Raw genomic sequence first — 24,320 nt, 5'->3', positions numbered from 1 at the left:
CAGGATAGGACCGGATGGCCTTCTTCGGCAATCGCATCGCGTTGCCGCGCCTGCGAAAGAGTTGACCTCATCGCCAGCTTGGCCGCGCCGCCGAGCCATGTCATCGTGGCACCATCGAGGGCCGGCTAACGGCACCCGGCTTCAACAGGGGATATGCGATGCGTTTGGGTTCTTTCGCGGCGGCGCTGGCCGGCATGGTGTTTTCGGCGGCGGCTTTCGCGCAGCAGCCGATCAAGCCGGCGATCGTCTACGACAAGGGCGGCAAGTTCGACAAATCCTTCAACGAGGGCGTCTTCATCGGCGCCGACAAGTTCAAGAAGGAAACCGGCGTCGAGTTCCGCGATTTCGAGCCGACGAACGATGCGCAGATCGAGCAGGCCCTGCGCCGCTTCGCCCGCGACGGCAATTCGCCGATCATCGCGGTGGGCTTCTCGCAGGCGACCGCGCTGCAGAAGGTCGCGGCAGAGTTCCCGGACCTGAAATTCACCATCATCGACATGGTGGTCGAGCTGCCCAACGTGCAGTCGATCGTCTTCAAGGAGCATGAGGGCTCCTATCTCGTCGGCCTGCTCGGGGCGATGGCCTCGAAGACCGACAAGCTCGGCTTCGTCGGCGGCATGGACATCCCGCTCATCCGCAAATTCGCCTGCGGCTACATCCAGGGCGTCAAGGCGGCCAAGCCCGGCGCCGAGATCTTCCAGAACATGACCGGCTCGACGCCATCGGCCTGGAACGACCCGGTGAAGGGCGGCGAGCTCGCCAAGTCGCAGATCGACCGCGGCGCCGACGTCGTCTACCACGCCGCCGGCGGCACCGGCATCGGCGTGCTCCGGGCCGTGACCGATGCCGGCAAGCTCGGCATCGGCGTCGATTCCAACCAGAACGCGCTGCATCCCGGCAAGATCCTGACCTCGATGCTCAAGCGCGTCGACGTTGCCGCCTACAACTCCTTCATGGCGGCGCGCGACGGCTCCTGGAAGCCCGGCATCTCCGTGCTCGGCCTCAAGGAAGGCGGCATCGACTGGGCGCTCGACGACAACAACAAGGCGCTGATCACGCCCGAGATGAAGGCCGCCGCCGAGAAGGCCAAGGCCGCCATCATTGCCGGAACGGTCCAGGTCCACGACTACATGTCCGACCAGAAATGCACGATGTGAGGCGCGGGCCGCGCTCTTGAGCCTCGTGCCTTCCCCTCCCGCGATCGAGCTCGTCGGCATCTCCAAGCGCTTCGGCGCGGTCGCGGCGAACCGGGACGTTTCGCTTGCGGTCGCGGCCGGCTCGATCCACGGCATCGTCGGCGAGAACGGCGCCGGAAAATCGACGCTGATGTCGATCCTCTACGGCTTCTACGAGGCCGATGCCGGCGAGATCAGGATCGCGGGCGAGCCGCGTCGCATCCGCTCCCCCGCCGATGCGATCGCGGCCGGCATCGGCATGGTCCATCAGCATTTCATGCTGGTCGAGACGCTGAGCGTCGTCGACAACGTCGTGCTCGGCGCCGAGGGCGGGGCCAGCCTCAAGGGCGGGCTGGCGAAGGCGCGGGCGGAACTGGCCCGCCTGTCGCGCGAATACGGGCTCGCGATCGACCCCGATGCCACGGTCGGCGATTTGTCCGTCGGCCTGCAGCAGCGCGTCGAGATCCTGAAGGCGCTCTATCGCGGGGCGCAGATCCTGATCCTCGACGAGCCGACCGCCGTGCTGACCCCAGCCGAGGCCGACCAGCTCTTCGCCCTGCTCCGGGCGCTGAAGGCGCAGGGCAAGACGGTGATCCTGATCACCCACAAGCTGCGCGAGGTCATGGACGCCACCGATACGGTTTCGGTGATGCGGCGCGGCGAGATGGTCGCCGGGTTCCGGACGGCGGAAACTTCGCCGCCGGCGCTGGCCGAGGCGATGGTCGGCCGGCGCGTGCTGCTGCGCGTCGAGAAGCCGCCGCGCGAGCGCGGCGCTGCCGTTCTCGAAGCGGTCGGCCTGTCCTGCCGCGACGCGCGCGGCACCGAGACGCTGCGGGATGTGAGCCTGACCCTCCATGCCGGCGAGATCGTGGGCATCGCCGGCGTCGCCGGCAACGGCCAGAGCGAGTTGCTGGAGGTGCTCGCCGGGCTGGTCCAGCCCACGCGCGGCGTCATCCGCCTGGGCGGCCAGATCCTCGCGGCGGCGGATCGTCATCCGGCGCGGCTGCGCGAGCGCGGTCTCATGCATATCCCGGAGGATCGCCATCGCAGCGGCCTCGTCACCGCCTTCAGCGCGGCGGAGAACGCGATCCTCGGCTATCAGGGCGATCCGGCCTTTCGGGCCGGGCCCTTCCTGTCGCCGTCGCAGATCGAGGCGCATGCGCTGACGGCCTTCGCGGCCTATGACGTGCGCCCGCCCGATCCCGCCCTGAAGACTGCGAAATTTTCCGGCGGCAACCAGCAGAAGATCGTGCTCGCCCGCGAGATCGAGCGGCATCCGAAGGTGCTGCTCGTCGGCCAGCCGACGCGCGGCGTCGATATCGGCGCGATCGAGTTCATCCACCGCAGGCTGATCGAATTGCGCGATGCCGGCGTCGCGATCCTGCTGGTTTCGGTCGAGCTCGAGGAGGTGATGGCGCTCTCGGACCGAATCATCGCCCTCTGCGGCGGCCGGATCACGGGAGAACGCGCAGCAGAAGCGGCGGATGAGCGCGATCTCGGCCTGCTGATGGCCGGCGTCACGGACGAAGCCGCATGAGCGCCGCCCCGCTCGAACTGCCGCGCTGGGCCGATACTGCGCTGGTGCCGCTCGTCTCGGTGGCGGCGGCCCTACTGGTCGCCGGCCTCGTCGTCCTCGGCATCGGGGAGAACCCGCTGGAGGCGACGGCGCTGCTGCTGCGCGGCGCGCTCGGCAGCGCGGAAGGTATCGGCTTCACGCTCTATTACGCGACGAATTTCATCTTCACGGGGCTCGCCGTCGCGGTCGCCTTCCATGCCGGGCTGTTCAATATCGGTGGCGAGGGGCAGGCGACCGTCGCCGGCATCTGCGCGGCGCTGGCCTGCGGGGCGCTCTCGGCCATGCCGGGTTTCCTCTCCGTGGCGGGCTTCCTCGCCGCGCCGCTCGCCATCCTCGCGGCGGCTGCGGGCGGCGCGGCCTACGCCTTCATCCCCGGCTGGCTGCAGGCGAAGCGCGGCAGCCATGTCGTCATCACCACGATCATGCTGAACTTCGTCGCCGCGACGCTGATCGTCTATCTGCTGCGCGAAGTGATCGGCAAGATCGGCTCGATGCAGCCCGAGACAGCGGATTTCCCGGCACAGGCCGTGCTGACGCCGATGCACCAGCTCCTCGCACCGTTCGGAATCAAGCTGCCCTCGACCCCGCTCAACAGCGCCTTCCTGCTCGCCCTGATGGCGCTGGTCGCGGTCTGGTTGCTGATCTGGCGCACGCGGCTGGGCTATGCGATCCGCACCGTCGGGGCCAATCCCCGCGCCGCCGCTTATGCGGGGATCTCGCCCGCCGCGGTCACCATGATCGCCATGGCGATCTCGGGCGCGCTCGCCGGCGGACTCGCGGTCAATGAGGCGCTCGGCGTGCAGCACCGGCTGGTGCTCGATTTCACCGCCGGCTACGGCTTCGTCGGCATCGCCGTCGCGCTGATGGGGCGCGGCCATCCGGTCGGCGTGGGCCTGGCGGCACTGCTTTTCGGCGTGCTCTACCAGGGCGGGGCAGAGCTTTCCTTCGACAAGCCGGCGATCACCCGCGACATGGTGGTGGTGATCGGCGGCGTGCTCATCCTCTTCGCCGGAGCCCTCGACGGGTTGTTCCGCCGGCTGGTGGCGACGGCGCTCGGCCGCGGGGCAGCCGGCTGATGGAGTGGCTCCAGACCCTTGCCGTGGTGCTCGATTCGATGGTCCGGCTCTCGATCCCGCTGATCTGCGCGGCGCTTGCCGGGCTCTGGTCGGAGAAGGCCGGCGTCGTCGATATCGGCCTCGAAGGCAAGATGCTGATCGCCGCCTTCGCCGCTGCGGTCGCGGCCCTCGCCACCGGCTCGGCCTGGGCCGGCCTGGGCGCCGGCATTCTTGCCTCGGTCCTGCTGGCGCTGCTGCATGGCTTCGCCGCCATCACCTGGCGCGGCAACCAGATCGTCTCCGGCGTTGCGATCAACATGCTGGCGGCGGGGCTCACCGTCGTCCTCGGCAATGCCTGGTACGGGCAGGGCGGGCGCACGCCGCCGCTCGAAGGAGCCGCCCGCTTCGGAGAATTGTCGCTGCCCTTCGGCCCATGGGCGCGCGAGCATGTGCCGGTGCTCGGCCTGCTCTATGACGAGGTGGTTTCCGGCCATGCCGCGCCGGCCTATCTCGCCTTTCTCTGCGTGCTGGCCACCGCGCTTGTGCTGAGGCGCAGCCGCTTCGGCCTGCGCATCCGCGCCGTCGGCGAGAACCCCGCCGCCGTCGATACGGCCGGCATCTCGGTGGCCGGCCTGCGTTATGCGGCGGTCGCGACCTGCGGGCTGCTCTGCGGCATCGGCGGCACTTATCTTGCTGTGGCGCAATCGGCCGGCTTCCTGCCGCAGATGACGGCGGGGCGCGGCTTCATTGCGCTCGCAGCCGTGATCTTCGCCAATTGGCGGCCCTGGCCGGCGCTCGGCGCCTGCCTGCTCTTCGGACTGCTCGATGCGGTCGCGATCAGGCTTCAGGGCGTGACGCTGCCGGGCATCGGGCTGGTTCCGGTGGAGGCGATCCAGGCTTTGCCCTATCTGATGACCATCATCCTGCTCGCCGGCTTCATCGGCCGCGCGACACCGCCAAAGGCTTCCGGGATACCCTATGTCAAGGAACGCTGACATGAAGGACCGCTGACTTGGCCGCCGATCCCGATTTCGACGCGCTCTTTACAGCCGCTTCCCGCCTCCAGCCGCGCGCCTACGCGCCCTATTCGCGCTTCAAGGTCGGGGCGGCGCTGCTGGCCGATGACGGCACGGTCCATGCCGGCTGCAATGTCGAGAACGCCGCCTATCCGGTCGGGACCTGCGCCGAGGCCGGCGCCATCGCCGCGATGATCGCGGCCGGCGGCACGGCGATCCGCGCCATCCTCGTCTTTGGCGAGGGGGACGAGCTGGTCACGCCCTGCGGTGCTTGCCGCCAGCGCATCCGCGAATTCGCGAGCCCTGAGACTCCGGTCGCCATCGCCGGACCCGAAGGCATCCGCGCGCGTTTCACGCTGGAGCAGTTGTTGCCAGCGTCCTTCGGACCGGCCAATTTGCCGCGGTGATTTGCGGCGGCCGCACGGACGGCCGGGAGAGGGTTTGCATGGCGGTCGATCCGGCTTTCGACGAAGCGGCATCGGTGTTGATCGACAGGGGGATCGACGGCCCGATCGAATGCGCCCTGGTGCTCGGCACCGGGCTCGGCTCGATCGTCGACGATGTGCAGGACGCCGTCACGATTCCCTATGCCGATATTCCGGGCTTTCCGCATGGCGAGGTGTCCGGCCACGCCCGCCAGCTCTGCTACGGCACGCTGTTCGACCGCAAGGTGCTGATCTATCAGGGCCGCGCCCATTATTACGAAGGCGGCGATTCCGCGGTGATGCGCGTGCCGCTCGGCCTGCTCACCGCCTTCGGCTCGCCGCCGCTGATCCTGACCAATGCGGCCGGCTCGCTTTCGCCGTCGATGGGGCCGGGCAGCCTTGCGCTCATCACCGACCACATCAACCTCAACGGCCCCAATCCGCTGGTAGGCGACCGGGGGGACGGCCGCTTCGTGCCGATGGTCGATGCGTATGATCCGTTGCTGCGCGGGCGGCTGAAGCGCGCCGCGGCGAACGCGATCGTGCCGTTGGGCGAGGGCGTCTACATGTGGTTCTCGGGGCCGAGCTTCGAGACGCCGGCGGAAATCCGCATGGCGAAGACGCTCGGCGCCGATCTCGTCGGCATGTCGACCGTGCCGGAAGTCATCCTGGCGCGGCGCTACGATCTCCGCGTCGCCGGCCTGTCCATCGTCACCAATATGGGCGCCGGCCTCCATGGTGGCGCCCCTCACCACGGCGAGACGCGCGATGTCGCCGCCGTGGCCTCGCGCTCGCTGCGCCGCCTGCTGCGCGCCTTCCTGTCGGAGCTTTGAACGATGTCGGACGACGCTTTCGCCAGACGCGCGCTCGCGCTGCTCGACCTGACCGACCTCGCCGACGACGCCACCGAGGACGGCGCCCGCGATCTCTGCCGCCGCGCCGTCTCCGGGCCGGTTCCGGTCGCGGCGGTCTGCCTCTGGCCGCGCTCCGTCGCGACGGCGCGCGAGGCCTTGGGCGACGGTCCGGTGCGGATCGCGACGGTCGTCAATTTCCCGGAGGGCGGGACGCCGATCGCGCCGGTCATCCGCGAGACCGAGGAGGCGCTGGAGGCCGGCGCCGACGAGATCGACCTCGTCCTGCCCTGGCAGGCCGTGCTCGCCGGCCATACGACGGCGGCGACCGCGATGCTTCGCAATGTCAGGATGCGCTGCGGCGACAGGCTGATGAAGGTCATCCTTGAGACCGGGGAATATCCCGATCTCGAAAAGGTCAGGACGGCGGCCGAGCTCGCCATCGCCTGGGGCGCGGACTTCATCAAGACATCGACCGGCAAGACCGCCCGTTCGGCGAGCATCCCCGCCGCGCGCGTCATGCTCAACGTCATCGCCATGGCCGGCCGGCCGGTCGGGCTGAAACCCTCCGGCGGCATCCGCACACTCGCCGACGCCAAGGGCTATCTCGACCTCGCCGATGCGATCATGGGGCCGGACTGGGCGACGCCGCGAACCTTCCGCTTCGGCGCGAGCGGCCTGCATGGCGCCTTGCTCGCGGCGATCGGCGGCGCCGCGGCCGGTGAGGCCGCACCGGGGACTTACTGATGCGGCTGACGCAGGAGATCATCGCGGCCAAGCGCGACGGCCATGAAGTGCCCGATGCCGATATCCGCCAGATCGTCGCCGGGCTGACCGACGGCTCGGTCAGCGAGGGGCAGGCGGCGGCCTTCGCCATGGCCGTGTTCTTCAACGACATGACCGAGAAGGAGCGCGTGGCGCTGACGCTCGCCATGCGCGATTCCGGCACGGTGCTGAACTGGAACGACCTGCCGGGCCCCGCCCTCGACAAGCACTCGACCGGCGGCGTCGGCGATACGGTGAGCCTGCCGCTGGCGGCGGCGGTTGCGGCCTGCGGCGGCTATGTCCCGATGATCTCCGGCCGCGGCCTCGGCCATACCGGCGGCACGCTCGACAAGCTCGATGCCGTGCCGGGCTATGTGACGCAGCCGGGCATCGATCTCTTCCGCAAGGTGGTGCGCGAGGCCGGCTGCGCCATCATCGGCCAGACCGCCGATCTCGCTCCGGCCGACAAGCGCCTCTACGCCATCCGGGACGTCACCGCGACGGTGGAATCGCTGCCGCTGATCACGGCCTCGATTCTGTCGAAGAAACTCGCCGCTGGCCTGCACGGCCTCGCCATGGACGTGAAGTTCGGCTCCGGCGCCTTCCTGTCGGAACCCGCGAAGGCGCGCGCCCTGGCGCAGGCGCTCGTCGGCGTCGCCAATGATTCCGGTCTGCCGACCACGGCGCTGCTGACCGATATGGACGAGCCGCTCGCCAGCGCCGCCGGCAATGCGCTCGAGGTTGCCTATGCGCTCGACCATCTGACCGGTCGCCGGCGCGAGCCGCGCTTCCACGAGGTCACGGTCGCGCTCGGCGCCGAGATGCTGCTGCTCGGCCGTCTGGCGGCGAACCTCGACGAAGCGCGTGGCAGGATCGAGGATGCTTTCGCCTCGGGCGCGGCCGCCGAGCGCTTCGCCAGGATGGTGGTGGCGCTGGGCGGCCCTGCCGATCTGCTCGAAGCGCCGGCAAAGCATCTCGCCGCGGCGCCGGTCGTGAAGCCGGTCTTCGCCGAGACGGCCGGGACGGTCTCGGGCATCGATACCCGCGCCGTCGGCCTCGCGGTCGTGGCGCTGGGCGGCGGCCGGTTGCGGCCGCAGGACGGCATCGACCACGCGGTCGGCCTCACCGATATGGCCGGCATCGGCGCGACGCTCGGGCCGGACCGTCCGCTCGCCATCGTCCATGCGCGCGGCGAGGACGCTTTCCTTGCGGCAAGCGAACGCTTGCGCAAGGCCTATCGGATCGGAGAGGGTGCGGCGCAGGGCGAACTGGTCGCCGGACGGATCACGGAGAGAACACGGGCATGAGTTTGCTTCTGGCCATGACGGGCTGGCATGTCGAGGACTGGCGGGCGCGCTTCCAGGCGCTGCTGCCGGAGATGCCGATCGTGGTGCCGGGCGAGCCCTTCGACCGCCGGGCCGTGCATTATGTCGCGAGCTGGAAGCATCCGGCCGGCAGCCTGACCGGCCTGCCGAACCTCGCGGCGATCTTCTCGCTCGGTGCCGGCGTCGATTTCCTCTTCGCCGACGACAAATTGCCGGAGGTGCCGATCGCGCGCGTGGTCGACCCCGACCTGACGACGCGGATGAGCGAATATGTCGTGCTGCATTGCCTGATGTATCTGCGCCAGCAGCATCGCTACATGCGCCAGCAGCAGGCGAAGCTCTGGGAAGACGACCGCAACCAGCCGGCGGCCCGTTCCGTCCGTGTCGGCATCATGGGGCTCGGCGAGCTCGGCCTCGATGCCGTGGCCAAGCTCAAGGTCATCGGCTTCGACGTGGCCGGCTGGAGCCGCTCGCCGAAGAGCGTCGAGGGGCTGCAGACCTTCTTCGGCGAGGACGGCATGAAGGATTTCCTGGCGCGGACCGACATCCTCGTCAGCCTGGTGCCGTTGACGCCCGAGACGCGCGGCATCCTCAACGCCGGGCTTTTTGCGGGGCTCGCGCAGGACGGCCGGCTCGGCGGGCCCTTCCTGATCAATCCGGGCCGCGGCGGCCTTCAGGTTGCCGATGACATCATCGCCGCGCTCGATGCCGGCACGCTCAAGGGTGCGACGCTCGACGTCTTCGAGACCGAGCCGCTGCCGGTGGAGTCGCCGCTGTGGAGCCATCCGGGCGTGACCGTCACCCCGCATAATGCCGCGATGTCCGAGCCGGAGGCGATCGCCACGCTGGTCGCGGCACAGATCAGGCGGCTGGAGGCGGGCGAGCCGTTGCTGCATGCCGTCGATCCGGCCCGGGGCTACTGAGCACTGGCCCGAAAAGTCGAATCCGGTTTTCGGAAGCGGCCGATGCCGTAGCGCCATCTGGCGCCTTCACCGAACCGTCACCCCGTTGTTGTCGGGGTGCCATCCGGGCGCGCGAAGCCGGCTGGTCCTTTTCAGCCCGGAGAATTTCATGCGCTCGTCGCTCGCCATTATCCTGCTTCTGTCGTCCACCATGCTCGCCGGAGCGCAGGAGTCTCCGAAGGAATTTCCCGCGAAGCTTCTGAGCCAGGCGCTGCTGCCGGCCGAGACGATCATCCCCGCCCCCGCCGATGCGCCGGCCGATCTCAAGGTTTCCGGCAAGTTCGTCACGCCGGGCAAGCGCGTCGAGGCCGTCAGCACGGTGATGGGCACCTCGGGCGGGCGCCCGACGGGGCTCTCGACCCCCTTCGCCGGCCAGCCGGTCCAGGGCTTCTCCGGCATCCGTTCGCTGGGCAACAACGAGTTCCTCGTGCTGACCGATAACGGCTTCGGCGCCAAGGTGAACTCGCCCGACGCGATGCTGTTCTTCCATCGCCTGAAGGCCGATTTCGGCAAGGGCGCGCTCGAACGTGTCTCGAGCACCTTCCTGCACGACCCGGACAAGAAGGTCCCCTTCCGCATCGTCCATGAGGGCACCGAGAAGCGCTACCTGACCGGCGCCGATTTCGATCCGGAATCGATCCAGCCGATCGGTGGCAAATACTGGATCGGCGAGGAGTTCGGCCCCTATCTCATCCGCGTCGACGCCAATGGCAAGGTCGAGGCCGTGTTCGAGACGCTGGTCGACGGCAAGCCGGCCCGCTCGCCCGATCACTACGCCGTCACCACCCCGGCCGCGCCGAACCTGCCGGTCGAGTTCAATGTCCGCCGCTCGAAGGGCTTCGAGGGCATGGCCCAGTCGCCGGATGGCCGCTTCCTCTACCCGCTGCTCGAAGGCCCGCTCTGGAACGCGGAAACCAAAGGCAACGAGGAAGTCGACGGCAAGGAAGTCCTCCGCATCCTCGAATTCGACGTCCAGAACGAGAAGTGGACCGGCCGTTCCTGGTTCTTCCCGCTCGAAGCCAAGGGCCTCGCCATCGGCGACTTCAACATGATCGATGCTACGACGGGCCTGATCATCGAGCGCGACAACGGCGAGGGCACCGCCGACAAGGCCTGCGCGCCGGGAAGCCGCGGCCCGGACTGCTTCCACGACATCGCCAAGCACAAGCGGATCGTCAAGATCGAGATGACCGACGCCAATGTCGGCAAGCCCGTGCGCCGTATCGGCTATATCGACCTGATGAAGATCGCCGATCCCGACGGCAAGGCGAAGCAGGGCACGAAGGACGGTGTCTTCACCTTCCCGTTCTTCACCATCGAGAACGTCGACGTGGTCGACCGGGCGAATGGCGTGATCGTCGTCGGCAACGACAACAACCTGCCCTTCTCCTCCTCGCGCGACCCGAAGAAGGCCGACGACAACGAACTCGTCCTGCTGTCGGTGAAGGACCTGCTCGACGCGAAGTGAGATCGTGCCCGCGCCGGCACCGCAGTGCGCGGGGTCGGCGCGGTCGTTCCTCGTCTGTTCTTGAAATATTGCCGGCTCGGCGTATAATAAAATCGACCAAGCGCCTCGTGCGCGAGGCGTAGTGGTTGGATGATCTTCACCGATGGAGGTGATCATGTTGACCGCGAATACGAACATCAGACGGTCGCAGGACTGGCTAAACCTGATCCTTGCCGCGCTGCTGTTCTTCTCACCCTGGTTCATGGGCTTCGTCGGCGACTTCATGCCGACGCGCAATGCCTGGATCGTCGCCGTGGTGCTCGCTCTGGTCGCGGTCGCCGCGCTGACGGCCTTCGCGGAGTGGGAGGAATGGCTGAACCTGGCGCTCGGGCTCTGGCTGGTGGCCTCGCCCTGGATGCTCGGCTTCACCGGCAATCCCGCCGCCTTCCGGACCCATATCGTCCTCGGTCTGCTGACCGCGGCGGTTTCGGCCTGGGCGGTCTGGGATTACCATCACGAGCCGCACGCAACGGCCTGAGGAGCTTCGTGCTCCCTTAGTGGATGCCGGTCCCGGCGCGGTCTAATTCCGCAGCGCGCCGGGGCCGGCCACTGCCGCCGGCGGGCATTTGCCCGAGATGATCATGCCCAGCACCTCGTCCTGGGTGACGTCGGCGGTACGGGCCGTGCCGACCACCTTGCCGTTCTTCATCACCGTGACCCGGTCGGCGAGATCGAAGACATCGTGCAGATCGTGGCTGATCAGGAAGATGCCGATGCCCTGTTTCTTGAGCTGCAGGATCAGCTCGGCCACCTGCTTCGTCTCGGCCGGGCCGAGCGCGGCGGTGGGCTCGTCCATGATCAGCACACGGGCGTTGAAATAGATCGCGCGGGCAATCGCGACCGATTGGCGCTGGCCGCCGGAAAGCGCCTTCACCGGCTCCTTGAACCGGCGGAAATGCGGGTTGAGCCGGCCCATCACCTTGCGGGTTTCGGATTCCATCGTCGCATCGTCGAGCGTGCCCCAGCCGGTCAGCAATTCCCGGCCGAGGAAGATATTGGCGGCGGCGTCGACATTGTCGGCGAGCGCCAGCGTCTGGTAGATCGTCTCGATGCCGTAGCGCTTGGCGTCACGCGGGCTCGCGACCGTCACCTCCTCGCCATTCACCCGGATCGTTCCGGCATCGGCCCGGTAGGCGCCGGAGAGGATCTTGATCAGCGTCGACTTGCCGGCGCCGTTATGGCCGAGCAGCCCGACGACCTCGCCCGGCATCAGGTCGATGCTGGCGCCGTCGACCGCCTTGATGCCGCCGAAGGCGATCGAGATGTCGCGCATCTCGATCAGCGGGGTTCCCTGGCCGGGATGGGTCTGGGCGAGATCGGCCGGCTCTGCGATGCTCATCGGCGCCTCCTCACCCCAAACGCTTGCGATAGAGCCCGTCGAGCCAGACCGCGATGACCAGGACGATGCCGACGACGATGTTCTGCAAGGGCGCGTCAACGCCGATCAGCACCATGCCGGATTGCAGCGACTGCATCACCAGCGCGCCGAGCATCGCGCCGACGATGGTGCCGACGCCGCCGGCGAGCGAGGTGCCACCGATCACCGCCGCGGCGATGACATAGAGCTCGTCGAGCGAGCCGGCGGCATTTGTCGCGGCGTTCAGCCGGGCCGTGGAAATGCAGGCGGAGATGCCGACCAGCGCGCCCATCAGGCCGAAGACCAGCATCAGCACCTTGCGGGTGTTCACGCCCGAAAGCTGCGCCGCCTCCGGATTGCCGCCGATGGCGAAGACGTAGCGGCCGAAGCGCAGACGGTTGGCGACGAAGGTCATGGCGATGCCGACGCCGAGCGCGACCAGCACCGGCACGGCGAGACCATGGCCGATGGTGAGTCCGCCCTCAGGCCAGATGCCGCCCTTCGCCTCGACGAGGCGGCGCGCGATGCCCGCCGGCAGCGCGTAGGAATTCGCCATCGTCACGGTCGCGATCACCGCGCCGCAGCCGAGGGCGGCGATCAGGGCTTCCGCCCAGAGCGGGCGCAGCGTGAAGCCGAAGCGCTTGCGCCGGCGCCGGATCAGCGCGGCGGCGACGCAGATCGCGATGCAGGCCAGGATGCCGATCGCCCAGGAGGCGCTGGTGCCGATGGCGCCCTCGACGCCGCCGCCGAGCGGGCGGAAGCGCGAATCCATCGGCGCGATGGTCTGCCCCTGTGTCACCCACCAGGCCGCGCCGCGCCAGATCAGCAGCCCGCCCAGCGTCACGATGAAGGAGGGGATGGCGAGATAGGCGATCAGCGCTCCCTGCAGCAGCCCGACCATGCCGCCGAGGCAGATGGCGACGATCAGGCTGACCAGCCAGGTCAGCGGATGCTCGAAGCCCCAGAGGCCGGGCAGGAGCCTGACCTGCACCAGCCCGACCACCATGCTGACGAAGCCGAGCATGGAGCCGACCGAGAGGTCGATATTGCGGGTCACGATGACCAGCACCATGCCGCAGGCCATCACGGCGATGGAGGAGGTCTGGACCAGGAGATTCCAGAGATTGCGCGCGGTCAGGAAGGCGCCGTCCGAGAGCCAGTCGAAGCCGAGCCAGATCACGGCGAGCGCCGCGACCATGCCGATCATGCGCGGATCGAACTCGATCTCGCGCAGATGGTCGGCGAGGCTGCGGCGCTCCTGCGCCGGGTTTGCCGGCGCCGGGGTGGCTTCAGTCACAGGCCTTGACCTTGCCGGGCGCGACGCCCTGGCAGACCGCGGATTTCGGCGCCCAGCCGGCGTCGATCACGACGTTGAGGTTTTCCTTCGTCACCGGCACGGGCGTCAGGAACAGCGCGGTCATCTTCTGCTTGGACGGTCCCTGGTCCCAGCTCATCGATTTCGGAATCTCGGAAAGCTTGCTGCCGCCGGCGAGCTTGATTGCAATCTCGGCGGCGTTGCGGCCAAGCTCGCGCGCATCCTTCCAGATCGTCACGGTCTGGGTGCCCAAAGCGACACGGTTGAGCGCGGCGCGATCCGCATCCTGGCCGGAGACCGGCACCGAGCCGGCGAGCCCTTGCGCGTCCATCGCCGCGATGGCGCCGCCGGCCGTGCCGTCATTGGCGGCGATCACGGCATCGACCTTGTTCTGGTTGCGCGTCAGGATCTGCTCCATGTTGCGCTGGGCATTGGCGGGCAGCCAGCCATCGGTGAAGGCTTCGCCGACATTCTTGATCTTGCCGCTATCGATGGCGGGCTTCAGCACCTCGACCGAGCCCTGGTAGAGGAAGCCGGCATTCGGGTCCTGGCTCGAGCCCTTGATGAAGACGTAATTGCCCGCGGGCTTCGCCTTCTGGATCTCGCGCGCCATCATCCGGCCGACCTCGACATTGTCGAAGGTCAGGTAGAAGACCTGCGGGATCTCGATCAGCCGGTCATAGCCGACGACGCTGATGCCCTCGTTCACCGCCTTCTCGACGGCGGGACGGATGGCCTGCGCGTCCTGCGCCAGAATGATCAGCGCCTTGGCGCCGCGGGAAATCAGGCTCTCGACATCGGTGAGCTGCTTGGCGGGGGAGGATTGCGCGTCGGCGGAAAGATAGGTGCCGCCGACCTTCTCGATCGCGGCCTTGATCGCGGCTTCGTCGGTCTTCCAACGTTCTTCCTGGAAATTCGACCAGCTGACCCCGATGACGGGGCCTTTCGATTGCGCAAAGGCGCCTGCGTGAATGGACATGGCGGCAACGGCGATGCTCGCCGCAAGGACGAAACGCTTCATCACTGACCTCCTGAGCTTCCTCTGCCGCAGACTCTCAGGCTTCTCCGAGCCTCCAGGGCGTCCGGCCCATGAAGCTCAGCCCAGCACCGATGGGCTGTCAAGCAGACTAAGGGAGGTCTGACGAAGCGTCAGATGACGCGCTTGTCCGCGGAATCGCAGAGGTCGTTCTGGATGCAGCGTCCGCATTCGGGCCTCAGCGCCTTGCAGGTGTAGCGCCCGTGCAGGATCAGCCAGTGATGGGCGTGGCGGCCGAATTCCGGCGGCACCGCCTTCTCCAGCCCGAGCTCGACCTGCAGCACGTTCTTTCCCGGCGCGATCCGCAGCCGGTTGGCGACGCGGAAGACATGGGTGTCGACGGCATGGGTGGTCTCGCCGAAGGCGATGTTGAGCACCACATTGGCCGTCTTGCGGCCGACGCCGGGCAGGCTTTCGAGCGCCTCGCGCGTGGTCGGCACCTCGCCGCCGAATTCGGCGATCAGCTTCTCGCTGAGCGCGATCACGTTCTTCGCCTTGTTGCGATAGAGCCCGATCGTCCGGATATGCTCGCGCACCGTCTCCTCGCCCAGCGCCAGCATCTTTTCCGGCGTGTCGGCGATGGCGAAGAGCTTGCGCGTCGCCTTGTTGACGCCGGCGTCGGTCGCCTGTGCCGAGAGCACCACCGCGACCAGCAGCGTGAAGGCGTTCACCGATTCCAGCTCGCCCTTGGGCTCGGGATTGGCCGCCCGGAAACGCTCGAAGATCTCGCGGATCTCGGCCGGCTTTCGGGCGCGCGGTAACGTGATGCGCTTTGCGGGCGCGGCCTTGCGCAAGGGCCTGTTCTGCTGATCCATGCCCGCGTTATAATCCGCCGATGGACCTCGACAAGAGCCTCGTCGACGACAGCCGCGACGCCGCCCGGCGCCCGGTCTTCGACGCGACCATCACGCCGCATCGCTCGCTCGGCCAGCACGGCTTCCGCATCGTGATGACGCTGGTCTGTCTGGCGAGTGTGGTCTCCTCGATTCCCTTCGTCGTGCTCGGCGCCTGGCCGGTCGCCGGCTTCTTCGGTATCGACGTTCTCGCGCTGTTCATCGCCTTCCACGTCAATTTCCGTCATGCCCGCGCCTTCGAGCGCATCGTCGTGACGCCGCTCGAGGTCTTCCTGCGCAAGGTCTCGCATCATGGCCGCGAGGCGGTCTGGCGCTCCAACCCGGCCTGGACGCGGCTCGAGAAACAGGCCGACGAGGATTACGGCCTGCTCGGCCTCACTCTCGTCTCGCGCGGGCGCAGCGTCCCGGTCGCCGCCGCGCTCTCGCCGCAGGAGCGGGCGGGCTTCGCCGATGCGCTCGGTGCGGCGCTGGCGCGGGCGCGGCGCGGGCCGGATTATGATCCGCCTCGGTGAGGTTCGGCTGCCGGAGCTTGTCAGCTTTCGGGTGGGAGCGGCATGGTTGGCGCCCTAGATTCGCATCATAATGACAGATGCGAGGATTTAGCCATGAACGCCCAGGCCCCGATGAAAACGGCGATGACCCCGACGCGCTTCTCCAATGCGGTGCTGTCCCGCGCCGCTGAAGCCATGCCCAACGAGGCGGATTTCCCCGCCGCGGCACCGGGCTCGGACTACGACACCGTCCGGCGCATCCTTTCCTTCATCACCCATAACTGGCGCGAGCAGCCGACGATCGAGGCGATCGCGGATGCGGCGGGCGCAACGCCGACCGATGTCCACCATCTCTTCCGGCGCTGGTGCGGGCTCACCCCCAAGGCCTTTTTGCAGGCGATCACGCTCGACCATGCCAAGGGCCTGCTCGCCTCCTCCGCCAGCGTCCTCGACACGGCGCTGGAAGTCGGGCTCTCCGGTCCCGGCCGGCTGCACGATCTCTTCGTCACCCATGAGGCGATGTCGCCCGGCGAGTGGAAGCTCGGCGGCGACGGGCTGAAGCTGTCCTACGGCTTCCATGCCTCGCCCTTCGGCGAAGCGCTGATCGTGGTCACGGATCGCGGCCTTGCGGGTCTGGGTTGGGTCTCCAACAGCGTCGACGGCGGCAAGGTCGTCGGCGGCCGGGCCGAGGCTCTGGCCGACATGATGCGGCGCTGGCCCCATGCCGATTACCATTACGACCCCGCGCTGACGGCGCCCTATGCCGGCCGCATCTTCGATCCCAAGGCCTGGGCGGCCGAGACGCCGCTACGCGTCGTGCTGATCGGCACGGATTTCGAGGTGCGGGTCTGGGAGACGCTGCTCAGGATCCCGGTCGGCCGCGCCACCACCTATGGCGACGTCGCCAGCCATATCGGCAAACCGAGCGCGGCGCGTGCCGTCGGCATGGCGGTCGGCAAGAACCCGATTTCCTTCGTCGTGCCTTGCCACCGCGTCATCGGCAAGTCCGGTGCGCTCACCGGCTATCACTGGGGCCTGACGCGCAAGCGCGCCATCCTCGGCTGGGAGGCAGGACAGGCCGCCGCCGGCTGAGCCGCGCTACGGGCGCAGATACATGTCCCAGCAGGGCGCGAGCGCGATGCGTTCGCGCCCTTCGAGCGCCTTGCCGAAATGCTCGCGCAGCATGGCGCGGGCCGTGGTCGGCGGGCATTTCGGCGCCAGGATGGCGTCCGTGCGTGCGAGTTCCGCGAGCGTATCGGAGTCGAGTTCGGGCGTGCTGCGACCGGGATCGGCACCGACCGGCACGGCGCGCGGCGGCGTGCGGTCGAGCAGGCGGTTCATCGGATCGACGAAATCGAGAGTGAAGAAGCCGTTGAGCTTGCGCCGGTTCGCCGCCTCCCAGTTCCGGATGGCGCGCACGGCCTGCTGCACTTCCAGCAGCCAGCTCGCCTGATAATCGATCTCGGAATAGAGGATATAGGACGGCGGCAGGTCGCGCCGGACAAGATCGTCATAGGTCGCCTGATGGGTCGCATAATGATCGAGCATCGCGGCGGCTCGCGCCTTGATGTCCGGCTTCACGCTGACGCGTCCGAGCGGGCCGAGTTCGGGCAGGTCGAGCGCGGCATAGCTCGGCGCGCCCAGCAGGGCCCGCATGCTGCGCTCGATATAGATCACCGCCGTCGGCAGGCTCACGGCGAGCGCCAGCACCAGAACCAGCGGGCGCATCGGGTCGTCGCGGCGCTGCCACCAGTCGCGGAGCAGGGTGAGCAGGATCGGCCAGAGCCCGATGAATTCGAGCGAGCCGGTATTCTGCGTCTCGAAGAAGGTCAGCGCCGCGAATCCCGCTGCGAGCCAGCCGAGGGGGCTGTTGGCCAGCGCCCGCCAGCCGGCGAGGGAGGTAGGCAGGCCGCTCCGCCAGGATGCGAGGGCGAGCGCTCCGAGCAGCAGCAGCACCGGGCCGACCACGTTGAACTTGACCGAGGCGACGGTGAGGAAGCGCGGCAACAGCGCGCCGGTGTTGAGGCCGAGCAATTGCAGGATGTCGGCGAGATAGGCCGAGACGATGCCCGTCGCCAGCTCGAGCCCGGCCAGTGCCGCGATGACGAGGCCGGCGGCGATGGCGACGTCGAGCAGGCGCATCCGCCCGGCGACCAGCGCATAGCCGACGATGAGCGTGCCCGTCACCGCGCCGGTGATCTTCACAAGGAAGAGGCTCAGCATCAGCGCGGCGACGAGGCCGATCCGCAAGGCGCGATGGCGCGCGAAGAGCAGCGTCGCGATCAGCAGGTAGAGCAGCAGGCTGACATGGCGGTTGTAATAGCCGTAGCCGTCGAAGCCGGGCGACGGGTAGAGCGCGTGCAGGTTGATCGGCAGCGCGGCGAACAGCAGCAGGGGTAGCAGCAGTGCGAGCGCCTGTCCGCGCGCCCTTGGCGCGAGATCGGCCATCAGCAGCGCGGCGAGCGGCAGCAGCACCGGCAGCAGCGCCCAGTTGACCAGCAGCATCGGCTGCGCGGCCGGAAAGAGCGCGTCGAGCCCCGCGGCGAGATAATAGCCGAGCGGCCCGACCGGCGCGAAGAAGTCCAGCCCCGGCGCCTGCCCGACATGGATGCGCTGGATCGCGTCGAGATAGACGACCGTGTCCCAGGCGTTGGGACCGAGCGGCAGTCGGAGCGGCAGGCTCAGCGCGGCGATGGCCGCGATGAGGAACGCGGCCATCCAGAGGAGAGGCGTGCGCAACAGGCGCGCGGCGAGGCTGTCGCGCTCGCCTTGGGGGAGCCCTGTGCTGATGTCGCCCGCCGCCACCGCCAACCCTCCTGGTCGAGCGTGCTGTCTGGCAGAAAAACCTTACCAGCAAGCTGACGCGATTGCCGACTCGGTGCGACGGCTGCCAGATTGGCGGCATGGCACGGCACCGCCCCAACCCGCTTTTCCTGTCCCTGGCCATGCTCCCGCTGCTCGCGGGACAGGCCGAAGCGCTGGTCCGCCGCGAGCGTGACGATGGTGCCGGCAGGGCCTTCGATGCCAGGCTCGCCCGGCAACTGCATGGGCTGATCGCCGCCTGTTGGCTGCCGCCGCTGGCGGCGCAGGACATCGGGGCGGTGAGGCTTCGCATCGCGCTGCGCCCCGACGGTTCACTCGACGGCGATCCGGTCGTGCTCGATGCAAGGGACGATCCGGCCTTCCGGACGCTCGCGGACAGCGCCCTGCGCGCAGTGAAGCGCTGCGCGCCTTTCGCAGCACTCGCGCAGGAGCAGAAACACTACGAGCGCTGGCGCACGATCGTGCTGAATTTCCGAGCCCCGCACTGATGCCGAGAGGGGCGGCAAACGCCGCCCCTGCGGCTCCGCTCAGAGCAGCCCGCGCCTGGCAAGGTGCCGCATCAGATGCGAGGCGCCATAGGTCCAGGGCTCGCATTCATCCGTGCGCTTCATCCGGTTGACGAGGCTGCCGAGTTCGGGCGCCGCGATGGTGACGATATCCCCGTATTTATGGGTGAAGCCGCCGCCCGGCGCACCGCGATCCTTGATCGGCGCGAACATGGTGCCGAGATAGAGCGCCGCCCCGTCCGGATACTGGTGATGCGGGCCGATCATCTGCGCGGCAAGATCGGCCGGGTCGCGGCTGATCTTGGCGATCGAGGAGGAGCCTTCGAGCGTGAAGCCGTCCTCGCCCGCGACGGTCAGCGTCACGGTCGTCCTGCGGACGTGGTCGAGCGTGAAGCCCGCGTCAAAGAAGCGGATGAAGGGGCCGACCGCGGCCGCGGCATTGTTGTCCTTGGCCTTGCCGAGCAGCAGCGCCGAGCGGCCCTCGACATCGCGCAGATTGACGTCGTTGCCGAGCGTCGCGCCGACGATCGTGCCGGTCGAGGCGACGATCAGCACGATCTCCGGCTCCGGATTGTTCCAGCTCGAGGCCGGATGCAGGCCGGCATCGACGCCGGTCCCGACGGTCGACATCGCCGGCGCCTTGGTGAAGATCTCGGCGTCCGGACCGATGCCGACCTCGAGATACTGGCTCCAGGCGCCCTGCTTGATCAGCACCTCCTTGAGATGCATCGCCTCGGGCGAGCCGGGCTTCAGCTTGGACAGGTCGTCGCCGATGAGCTTGCCGATCTCCTCGCGGATCGTCGCAGCGGCGGCCGGGTTGCCGCGGGCCTTCTCCTCGATCACGCGCTCCAGCATCGAGACGGCGAAGGTGACGCCGGCGGCCTTGACCGCCTGCAGGTCGAGCGGCGAGAGCAACCAGGGCTTCGAGGGGTCGCGCCTATCCACGGGCGTGTTCGCCAGGATGTCGGCGAGCGAGGCGATCGCCTCGCCCTCGACCGCGCGCAGCGCCTTGGCGGGATCGGTCGATTCGCATAGATCGCGGCTGGTCGGGAAATGGGCGCTGACGTCGATCACCCGCCCGTTGCGGACGGTGACCACCGCCGGGCCGCCGAGATCGGGCCGCCAGACCCGGCCGGCCAGGACGGCGGTTGCGGCATCCTGCGGCAGGGTCGCTGCGACGGAGAGGTCGAGATCGGGCATGGCGTCGTCCAGGAGAGAAATCGTTCGGGAGCCGGAGAACAGCCGCTTATGCGCAAATGCGCAAGCCGGTTCGCGACCATAGGTGGATTGCGCCGGGCGTCATCGATTTGTCATTGAAATGTCGCCCGCGCTTCATGCTAGCTTGCGCACCAACGACAAGAACCGCGGCGGGGTCCGCCCGCGGAAGGGAGATCGACCCATGAGCATCAAATCCCGTATCCTGATAAGCGCGGCGGCGTTCGCGCTCGCCGGTGCTTCGCCGGCTTTCGCCCAGACCGAGATCCAGTGGTGGCACGCGCTGACCGGCGCCAACAACGACGTCGTCGTCAAGCTCGCCAATGATTTCAATGCCTCGCAGAAGGAATACAAGGTCGTTCCGGCCTATAAGGGCTCCTATCCCGACGCGTTGAACGCCGGCATCGCCGCCTTCCGTGCCGGCCAGGCGCCGCACATCCTGCAGGTCTTCGAGGTCGGCACCGGCACGATGATGTCGGCCAAGGGCGCGATCAAGCCGGTCCATGAGATGATGAAGGAAGCCGGCGAAAAATTCGATCCGAACGCCTATCTCCCGGCGATCAGCGGCTACTATTCGACGGCGAAGGGCGAGATGCTCTCGATGCCGTTCAACTCGTCCTCGATGGTGATGTGGTACAACAAGGACGCCTTCAAGAAGGCCGGCCTCGACCCCGCCAAGCCGCCGAAGACCTGGCCGGAGGTGTTCGCGGACGCCAAGAAGCTCAAGGCCGCCGGCTACGACAAATGCGGCTTCTCGAACGCCTGGGCGACCTGGGCCAATATCGAGCAGTTCGGCGCCTGGCATAACATTGCGCTGTCGACCAAGGTCAACGGCATGGCCGGCACCGATGCGGTGATGACCTTCAACAAGGACCCGATCTTCCTCAAGCACTGGACCAATCTGGTCGAGCTGCAGAAGGACAAGACCTATGACTATTCCGGCCGCACCAACAATGGCGAAGGCCGCTTCACCTCGGGCGAATGCCCGATCTTCCTGACCTCCTCGGGCTTCTATGGCAACGTCGTCGCCAATGCGAAGTTCGACTGGGGCAACGCCCCGATGCCGTACTATCCCGACGTGCAGGGCGCGCCGCAGAACTCGATCATCGGCGGCGCCTCGCTGTGGGTGATGGGCGGAAAGTCGGCGAACGAGTACAAGGGCGTCGCCAAGTTCTTCACCTTCCTCTCCGACGTCGACCGCCAGGCGAAGCTGCACACCGAGTCGGGCTATCTGCCGATCACCAAGGCCGCTTATGAGAAGGTCAAGGCGTCCGGCTTCTACAAGGACAAGCCCTATCTCGAGACCCCGATCCTCGAGCTGACCAACAAGACCCCGACCGACAACTCGAAGGGCCTGCGCTATGGCAGCCTCGTCCAGATCCGCGACATCTGGTCGGAGGAGCTGGAGGCGGCGCTGAACGGTCAGAAGTCGCCGCAGGCGGCGCTTGACGCGGCTGCCGAACGCGGCAACCAGATGCTGCGCCAGTTCGAGCGGACCGCGGCCCGCTGAGCGGTCTGCGCTTGCACATCCAAGGCCATCCCGGACCGATTCCGTCCGGGATGGCCGTCTCGTTCCAGGGAAGCCGATGCAGAAGAACGCATACTTCAAGGGGCTGACGATCCCCTTCCTGCTGCTTCTGCCGCAGCTCGCGATCACCATCGTGTTCTTCTACTGGCCGGCGACCCAGGCGGTCTGGCAGAGCTTCCTGCTCGAGGACGCCTTCGGCACCGCGACGCAATTCGTCTGGTTCGAGAACTACCAGACCCTCTTCGCCGACCCCGGCTACCTCCGGGCCTTCTTCAACACGCTCATCTTCTCGACCTTCGTCTGCGTGTTCTCGCTGTCGATCGCCCTTCTTTTCGCCGTCATGGCCGACCGGCAGATCCGCGGCGCCGAAATCTACAAGACCCTGCTGATCTGGCCCTATGCGGTGGCGCCCGCCATCGCCGGCGTGCTCTGGCTCTTCATGTTCGATCCCTCGCTCGGCATGCTCGGGCGCGGCCTGCAATCCCTGGGCATTGCGTGGAATCCGCGGCTCAACGGCAACCACGCCATGCTGCTGGTGATCCTGGCCGCCACCTGGAAGCAAATCAGCTACAATTTCCTGTTCTTCCTCGCCGGCCTTCAGTCGATCCCGAAGAGCGTGATCGAGGCGGCGGTGATCGACGGCGCCAAGCCGATGCGCCGCTTCTGGACCATCGTCTTCCCGCTGCTCTCGCCGACGACCTTCTTCCTGCTCACGGTCAACATCGTCTACGTCTTCTTCGACACCTTCGGCATCATCGACTCCGTCACCGGCGGCGGCCCCTCGGGCGCGACCGAGACGCTGGTCTACAAGGTCTTCGCCGACGGCAAGGGCGGCTCCAATCTCGGCGGTTCGGCGGCGCAGTCCGTGGTGCTGCTGGTCATGGTCATCGCGATGACGGCGGTCCAGTTCAAGTTCATCGAGCGCAAGGTGAGCTACTGATGGCCTCCGTGCTCTGGATGGACCTGACCGCGGAGGAGTTGCGGGCGAAGGCGGCGGTGGATGCCGTCGTCATCCTGCCGGTCGCCTCGATCGAGCAGCACGGCCCGCATCTGCCCGTCGGCGTCGACACGGTGCTCTGCGGCGGCGTCTGCAAGGCGGCGGCCGAGCGCGCTGATGATGTCGAGCTCGTCGTCGCGCCGACGCTCTGGTGCGGCATGGCCGAGCACCACATGGCCTTCGGCGGCACCTTCACCTTCGACATCCCGACCTATCGCGCGGTGCTCCTTTCGCTGCTGAAGAGCATCGAGCGCCATGGCTTCCACCGCGTGCTGATCGTCAACGGCCATGGCGGCAACATCGCCGCGCTCACCGCCTTCCTGCCCGACTTCGCCCGCGAGACGCGGCTGCATGTCGAGGCGACAACCTATTTCCTGCTGGCGCAGGACGCGCTCCCGTCGCTGCTGGAAGACCAGCAGGGGGTGCAGCACGCCTGCGAGGTCGAGACCTCGATGATGATGGTGCTGGCGCCAGGCTCGGTCCGCGAACCGCGCCTGACTGAAGCTTTCGGCGCGCGAGACGGCGCGCCCGGTCGGGCGACCGTCTCGCGGCACCGTTCTTTCCGTGAGATGACCGAGACCGGCGTGATCGGCGATGCCCGCCGTGCGAGCGTGGAAAAGGGCCGGGCCTGCCTCGATGCCTGCGCCGAGGCGCTGGCCGGGCTCTTGCGCGAGATGGGGAGGGCCGCCTGATGGTCGAGGACCGCCGCTTGGGCGACATGCTCGCCTACATCATCCTGACGATCGGTGTGCTGATCGTCGCCTTTCCGGTCTGGCTGACCTTCGTCGCCTCGACCTGGGACGCGGCGACCGTGATCAACGGCCATATGCCGCTCTATCCCGGGCCCTATTTCTTTGAGAACTACAACCGCATCCTGTTCATCGGCACGTCCAGCACGACGCGCGAGCCGGTGGTGCACATGCTGCTGAACTCCTTCATCATGGCGATGGCGATCGCGCTGGGGAAGATCTTCATCTCCGTGCTCTCGGCCTATGCGGTGGTTTATTACCGCTTCCCGTTCCGGATGACGGCGTTCTGGATCATCTTCGTCACGCTGATGCTGCCGGTCGAGGTCCGCATCTTCCCGACCTTCAAGATCGTCTCCGATCTGAACATGCTCGACACCTATCAGGGCCTCGCCATCCCGCTGATCGCTTCTGCGACCGGCACGCTGCTCTTCCGTCAGTTCTTCATGACGATTCCCGACGAATTGCTCGAAGCCTCCAAGATCGACGGCGCGGGCCCCTTCAAGTTCTTCAAGGACACGCTGCTGCCGCTCTCGATCACCACGATCGCGGCGCTCTTCGTCATCCAGTTCATCTATGGCTGGAACCAGTATCTCTGGCCGCTTCTGGTGACGACGAAGGACTCGATGCAGACCATCGTCATCGCCATCAAGAAGATGATCGTCACCGCCGACGCCCTGACGGAGTGGCAGCTCGCCATGGCCACCGCCATGCTGGCGATGCTGCCGCCCGTCTTCGTCGTCATCGCCATGCAGAGGCTCTTCGTGAAGGGCCTCGTGGAAACCGAGAAGTAAT

24 protein-coding genes are annotated in these 24,320 nt (G+C 67.6%); 18 read left to right on the top strand and 6 right to left on the bottom strand.

Annotated features, from left to right (window positions below; genetic code table 11):
* Positions 1–158 precede the first annotated feature (158 nt).
* The 11 genes from GY40_RS17165 (at position 159) to GY40_RS17115 (ending at position 11,135) form a co-directional block, all read left to right on the top strand.
* Positions 159–1,157: a BMP family lipoprotein gene (locus GY40_RS17165; protein WP_081925482.1), complete on the top strand. Its 999-nt coding sequence runs from the start codon at positions 159–161 to the stop codon at positions 1,155–1,157.
* Between the two features lie 25 nt (positions 1,158–1,182).
* On the top strand, positions 1,183–2,712 hold the full coding sequence (locus GY40_RS17160) for an ABC transporter ATP-binding protein (RefSeq protein WP_038365189.1): 1,530 nt from the start codon (positions 1,183–1,185) through the stop codon (positions 2,710–2,712).
* A complete protein-coding gene (locus GY40_RS17155; RefSeq protein WP_038364708.1) occupies positions 2,709–3,827 on the top strand; it encodes an ABC transporter permease in 1,119 nt (372 codons plus the stop codon). The genes GY40_RS17160 and GY40_RS17155 overlap by 4 nt, the downstream gene beginning before the upstream one ends.
* A complete protein-coding gene (locus tag GY40_RS17150) occupies positions 3,827–4,801 on the top strand; it encodes an ABC transporter permease (protein ID WP_038364707.1) in 975 nt (324 codons plus the stop codon). Before GY40_RS17155 ends, GY40_RS17150 begins: the two co-directional genes overlap by 1 nt.
* Before the next feature lie 17 nt (positions 4,802–4,818).
* Complete coding sequence (locus tag GY40_RS17145) at positions 4,819–5,229, top strand: cytidine deaminase (RefSeq protein ID WP_038364706.1); 411 nt, start codon at positions 4,819–4,821, stop codon at positions 5,227–5,229.
* A gap of 38 nt (positions 5,230–5,267) precedes the next feature.
* Positions 5,268–6,080 (top strand): purine-nucleoside phosphorylase, encoded by an 813-nt coding sequence (locus GY40_RS17140; RefSeq protein ID WP_038364705.1) that lies wholly within the window; start codon positions 5,268–5,270, stop codon positions 6,078–6,080.
* A 3-nt stretch (positions 6,081–6,083) separates the two neighbouring features.
* Complete coding sequence (gene deoC / locus GY40_RS17135) at positions 6,084–6,845, top strand: deoxyribose-phosphate aldolase (RefSeq protein ID WP_038364704.1); 762 nt, start codon at positions 6,084–6,086, stop codon at positions 6,843–6,845.
* Positions 6,845–8,170, top strand: coding sequence for a thymidine phosphorylase (gene deoA, locus GY40_RS17130; protein WP_038364702.1), 1,326 nt, complete (start codon positions 6,845–6,847; stop codon positions 8,168–8,170). The genes deoC and deoA overlap by 1 nt, the downstream gene beginning before the upstream one ends.
* On the top strand, positions 8,167–9,111 hold the full coding sequence (locus GY40_RS17125; RefSeq protein WP_038364700.1) for a 2-hydroxyacid dehydrogenase: 945 nt from the start codon (positions 8,167–8,169) through the stop codon (positions 9,109–9,111). The genes deoA and GY40_RS17125 overlap by 4 nt, the downstream gene beginning before the upstream one ends.
* A gap of 148 nt (positions 9,112–9,259) precedes the next feature.
* On the top strand, positions 9,260–10,618 hold the full coding sequence (locus GY40_RS17120) for an esterase-like activity of phytase family protein (protein ID WP_038364698.1): 1,359 nt from the start codon (positions 9,260–9,262) through the stop codon (positions 10,616–10,618).
* Positions 10,619–10,772: 154 nt separating this feature from the next.
* The gene (locus GY40_RS17115; RefSeq protein WP_038365186.1) at positions 10,773–11,135 is read left to right on the top strand and encodes an SPW repeat protein; all 363 of its coding nucleotides are present in this window, start codon (positions 10,773–10,775) and stop codon (positions 11,133–11,135) included.
* A gap of 42 nt (positions 11,136–11,177) precedes the next feature.
* On the opposite strand, the gene GY40_RS17110 is transcribed toward GY40_RS17115, so the two are convergent.
* From GY40_RS17110 to nth, 4 genes are all read right to left on the bottom strand, one after another.
* Positions 11,178–11,996, bottom strand: coding sequence for an ATP-binding cassette domain-containing protein (locus GY40_RS17110; protein WP_051988212.1), 819 nt, complete (start codon positions 11,994–11,996; stop codon positions 11,178–11,180).
* Between the two features lie 10 nt (positions 11,997–12,006).
* Complete coding sequence (locus GY40_RS17105; protein ID WP_038364695.1) at positions 12,007–13,311, bottom strand: sugar ABC transporter permease; 1,305 nt, start codon at positions 13,309–13,311, stop codon at positions 12,007–12,009.
* Complete coding sequence (xylF, locus tag GY40_RS17100) at positions 13,304–14,350, bottom strand: D-xylose ABC transporter substrate-binding protein (protein ID WP_038364692.1); 1,047 nt, start codon at positions 14,348–14,350, stop codon at positions 13,304–13,306. The genes GY40_RS17105 and xylF overlap by 8 nt, the downstream gene beginning before the upstream one ends.
* Positions 14,351–14,478: 128 nt before the next feature.
* Entirely contained in the window at positions 14,479–15,180 is a 702-nt protein-coding gene (gene nth / locus GY40_RS17095; protein ID WP_081925481.1) for an endonuclease III, read from the bottom strand.
* A gap of 20 nt (positions 15,181–15,200) precedes the next feature.
* Here nth and GY40_RS17090 point away from each other — a divergent pair, with 20 nt between their 5' ends.
* Both GY40_RS17090 and GY40_RS17085 read left to right on the top strand, forming a co-directional pair.
* Positions 15,201–15,731, top strand: a complete 531-nt coding sequence (locus tag GY40_RS17090) for a DUF2244 domain-containing protein (RefSeq protein WP_038364690.1) — start codon at positions 15,201–15,203, stop codon at positions 15,729–15,731.
* Between the two features lie 174 nt (positions 15,732–15,905).
* Complete coding sequence (locus GY40_RS17085) at positions 15,906–16,802, top strand: methylated-DNA--[protein]-cysteine S-methyltransferase (RefSeq protein ID WP_038365178.1); 897 nt, start codon at positions 15,906–15,908, stop codon at positions 16,800–16,802.
* A 6-nt stretch (positions 16,803–16,808) separates the two neighbouring features.
* Here GY40_RS17085 and GY40_RS17080 read toward each other — a convergent pair whose 3' ends face one another.
* A complete protein-coding gene (locus GY40_RS17080; protein ID WP_051988211.1) occupies positions 16,809–18,515 on the bottom strand; it encodes a hypothetical protein in 1,707 nt (568 codons plus the stop codon).
* 98 nt (positions 18,516–18,613) lie between these two features.
* On the opposite strand from GY40_RS17080, the gene GY40_RS17075 reads away from it, so the two are divergent.
* Positions 18,614–19,021, top strand: a complete 408-nt coding sequence (locus tag GY40_RS17075) for an energy transducer TonB (protein ID WP_038364688.1) — start codon at positions 18,614–18,616, stop codon at positions 19,019–19,021.
* 39 nt (positions 19,022–19,060) lie between these two features.
* Here the strand turns inward: GY40_RS17075 and GY40_RS17070 are convergent, their stop codons facing one another.
* A complete protein-coding gene (locus tag GY40_RS17070) occupies positions 19,061–20,239 on the bottom strand; it encodes a fumarylacetoacetate hydrolase family protein (protein WP_038364686.1) in 1,179 nt (392 codons plus the stop codon).
* Positions 20,240–20,438: 199 nt separating this feature from the next.
* Here GY40_RS17070 and ugpB point away from each other — a divergent pair, with 199 nt between their 5' ends.
* From ugpB to ugpE, 4 genes are all read left to right on the top strand, one after another.
* Complete coding sequence (ugpB, locus tag GY40_RS17065) at positions 20,439–21,764, top strand: sn-glycerol-3-phosphate ABC transporter substrate-binding protein UgpB (RefSeq protein ID WP_038364683.1); 1,326 nt, start codon at positions 20,439–20,441, stop codon at positions 21,762–21,764.
* Between the two features lie 76 nt (positions 21,765–21,840).
* Positions 21,841–22,722 (top strand): sn-glycerol-3-phosphate ABC transporter permease UgpA, encoded by an 882-nt coding sequence (gene ugpA, locus GY40_RS17060; protein WP_038364681.1) that lies wholly within the window; start codon positions 21,841–21,843, stop codon positions 22,720–22,722.
* Entirely contained in the window at positions 22,722–23,471 is a 750-nt protein-coding gene (locus GY40_RS17055; protein WP_038364679.1) for a creatininase family protein, read from the top strand. The genes ugpA and GY40_RS17055 overlap by 1 nt, the downstream gene beginning before the upstream one ends.
* On the top strand, positions 23,471–24,319 hold the full coding sequence (gene ugpE, locus GY40_RS17050) for a sn-glycerol-3-phosphate ABC transporter permease UgpE (protein ID WP_038364677.1): 849 nt from the start codon (positions 23,471–23,473) through the stop codon (positions 24,317–24,319). Before GY40_RS17055 ends, ugpE begins: the two co-directional genes overlap by 1 nt.
* Position 24,320 lies beyond the last annotated feature (1 nt).

It is taken from the genome of Allobosea sp. UNC402CLCol, assembly GCF_000745475.1.
Classification (GTDB): Bacteria; Pseudomonadota; Alphaproteobacteria; order Rhizobiales; family Beijerinckiaceae; genus Allobosea; species Allobosea spartocytisi.
This window is presented reverse-complemented; position numbering and strand designations above follow the sequence as displayed.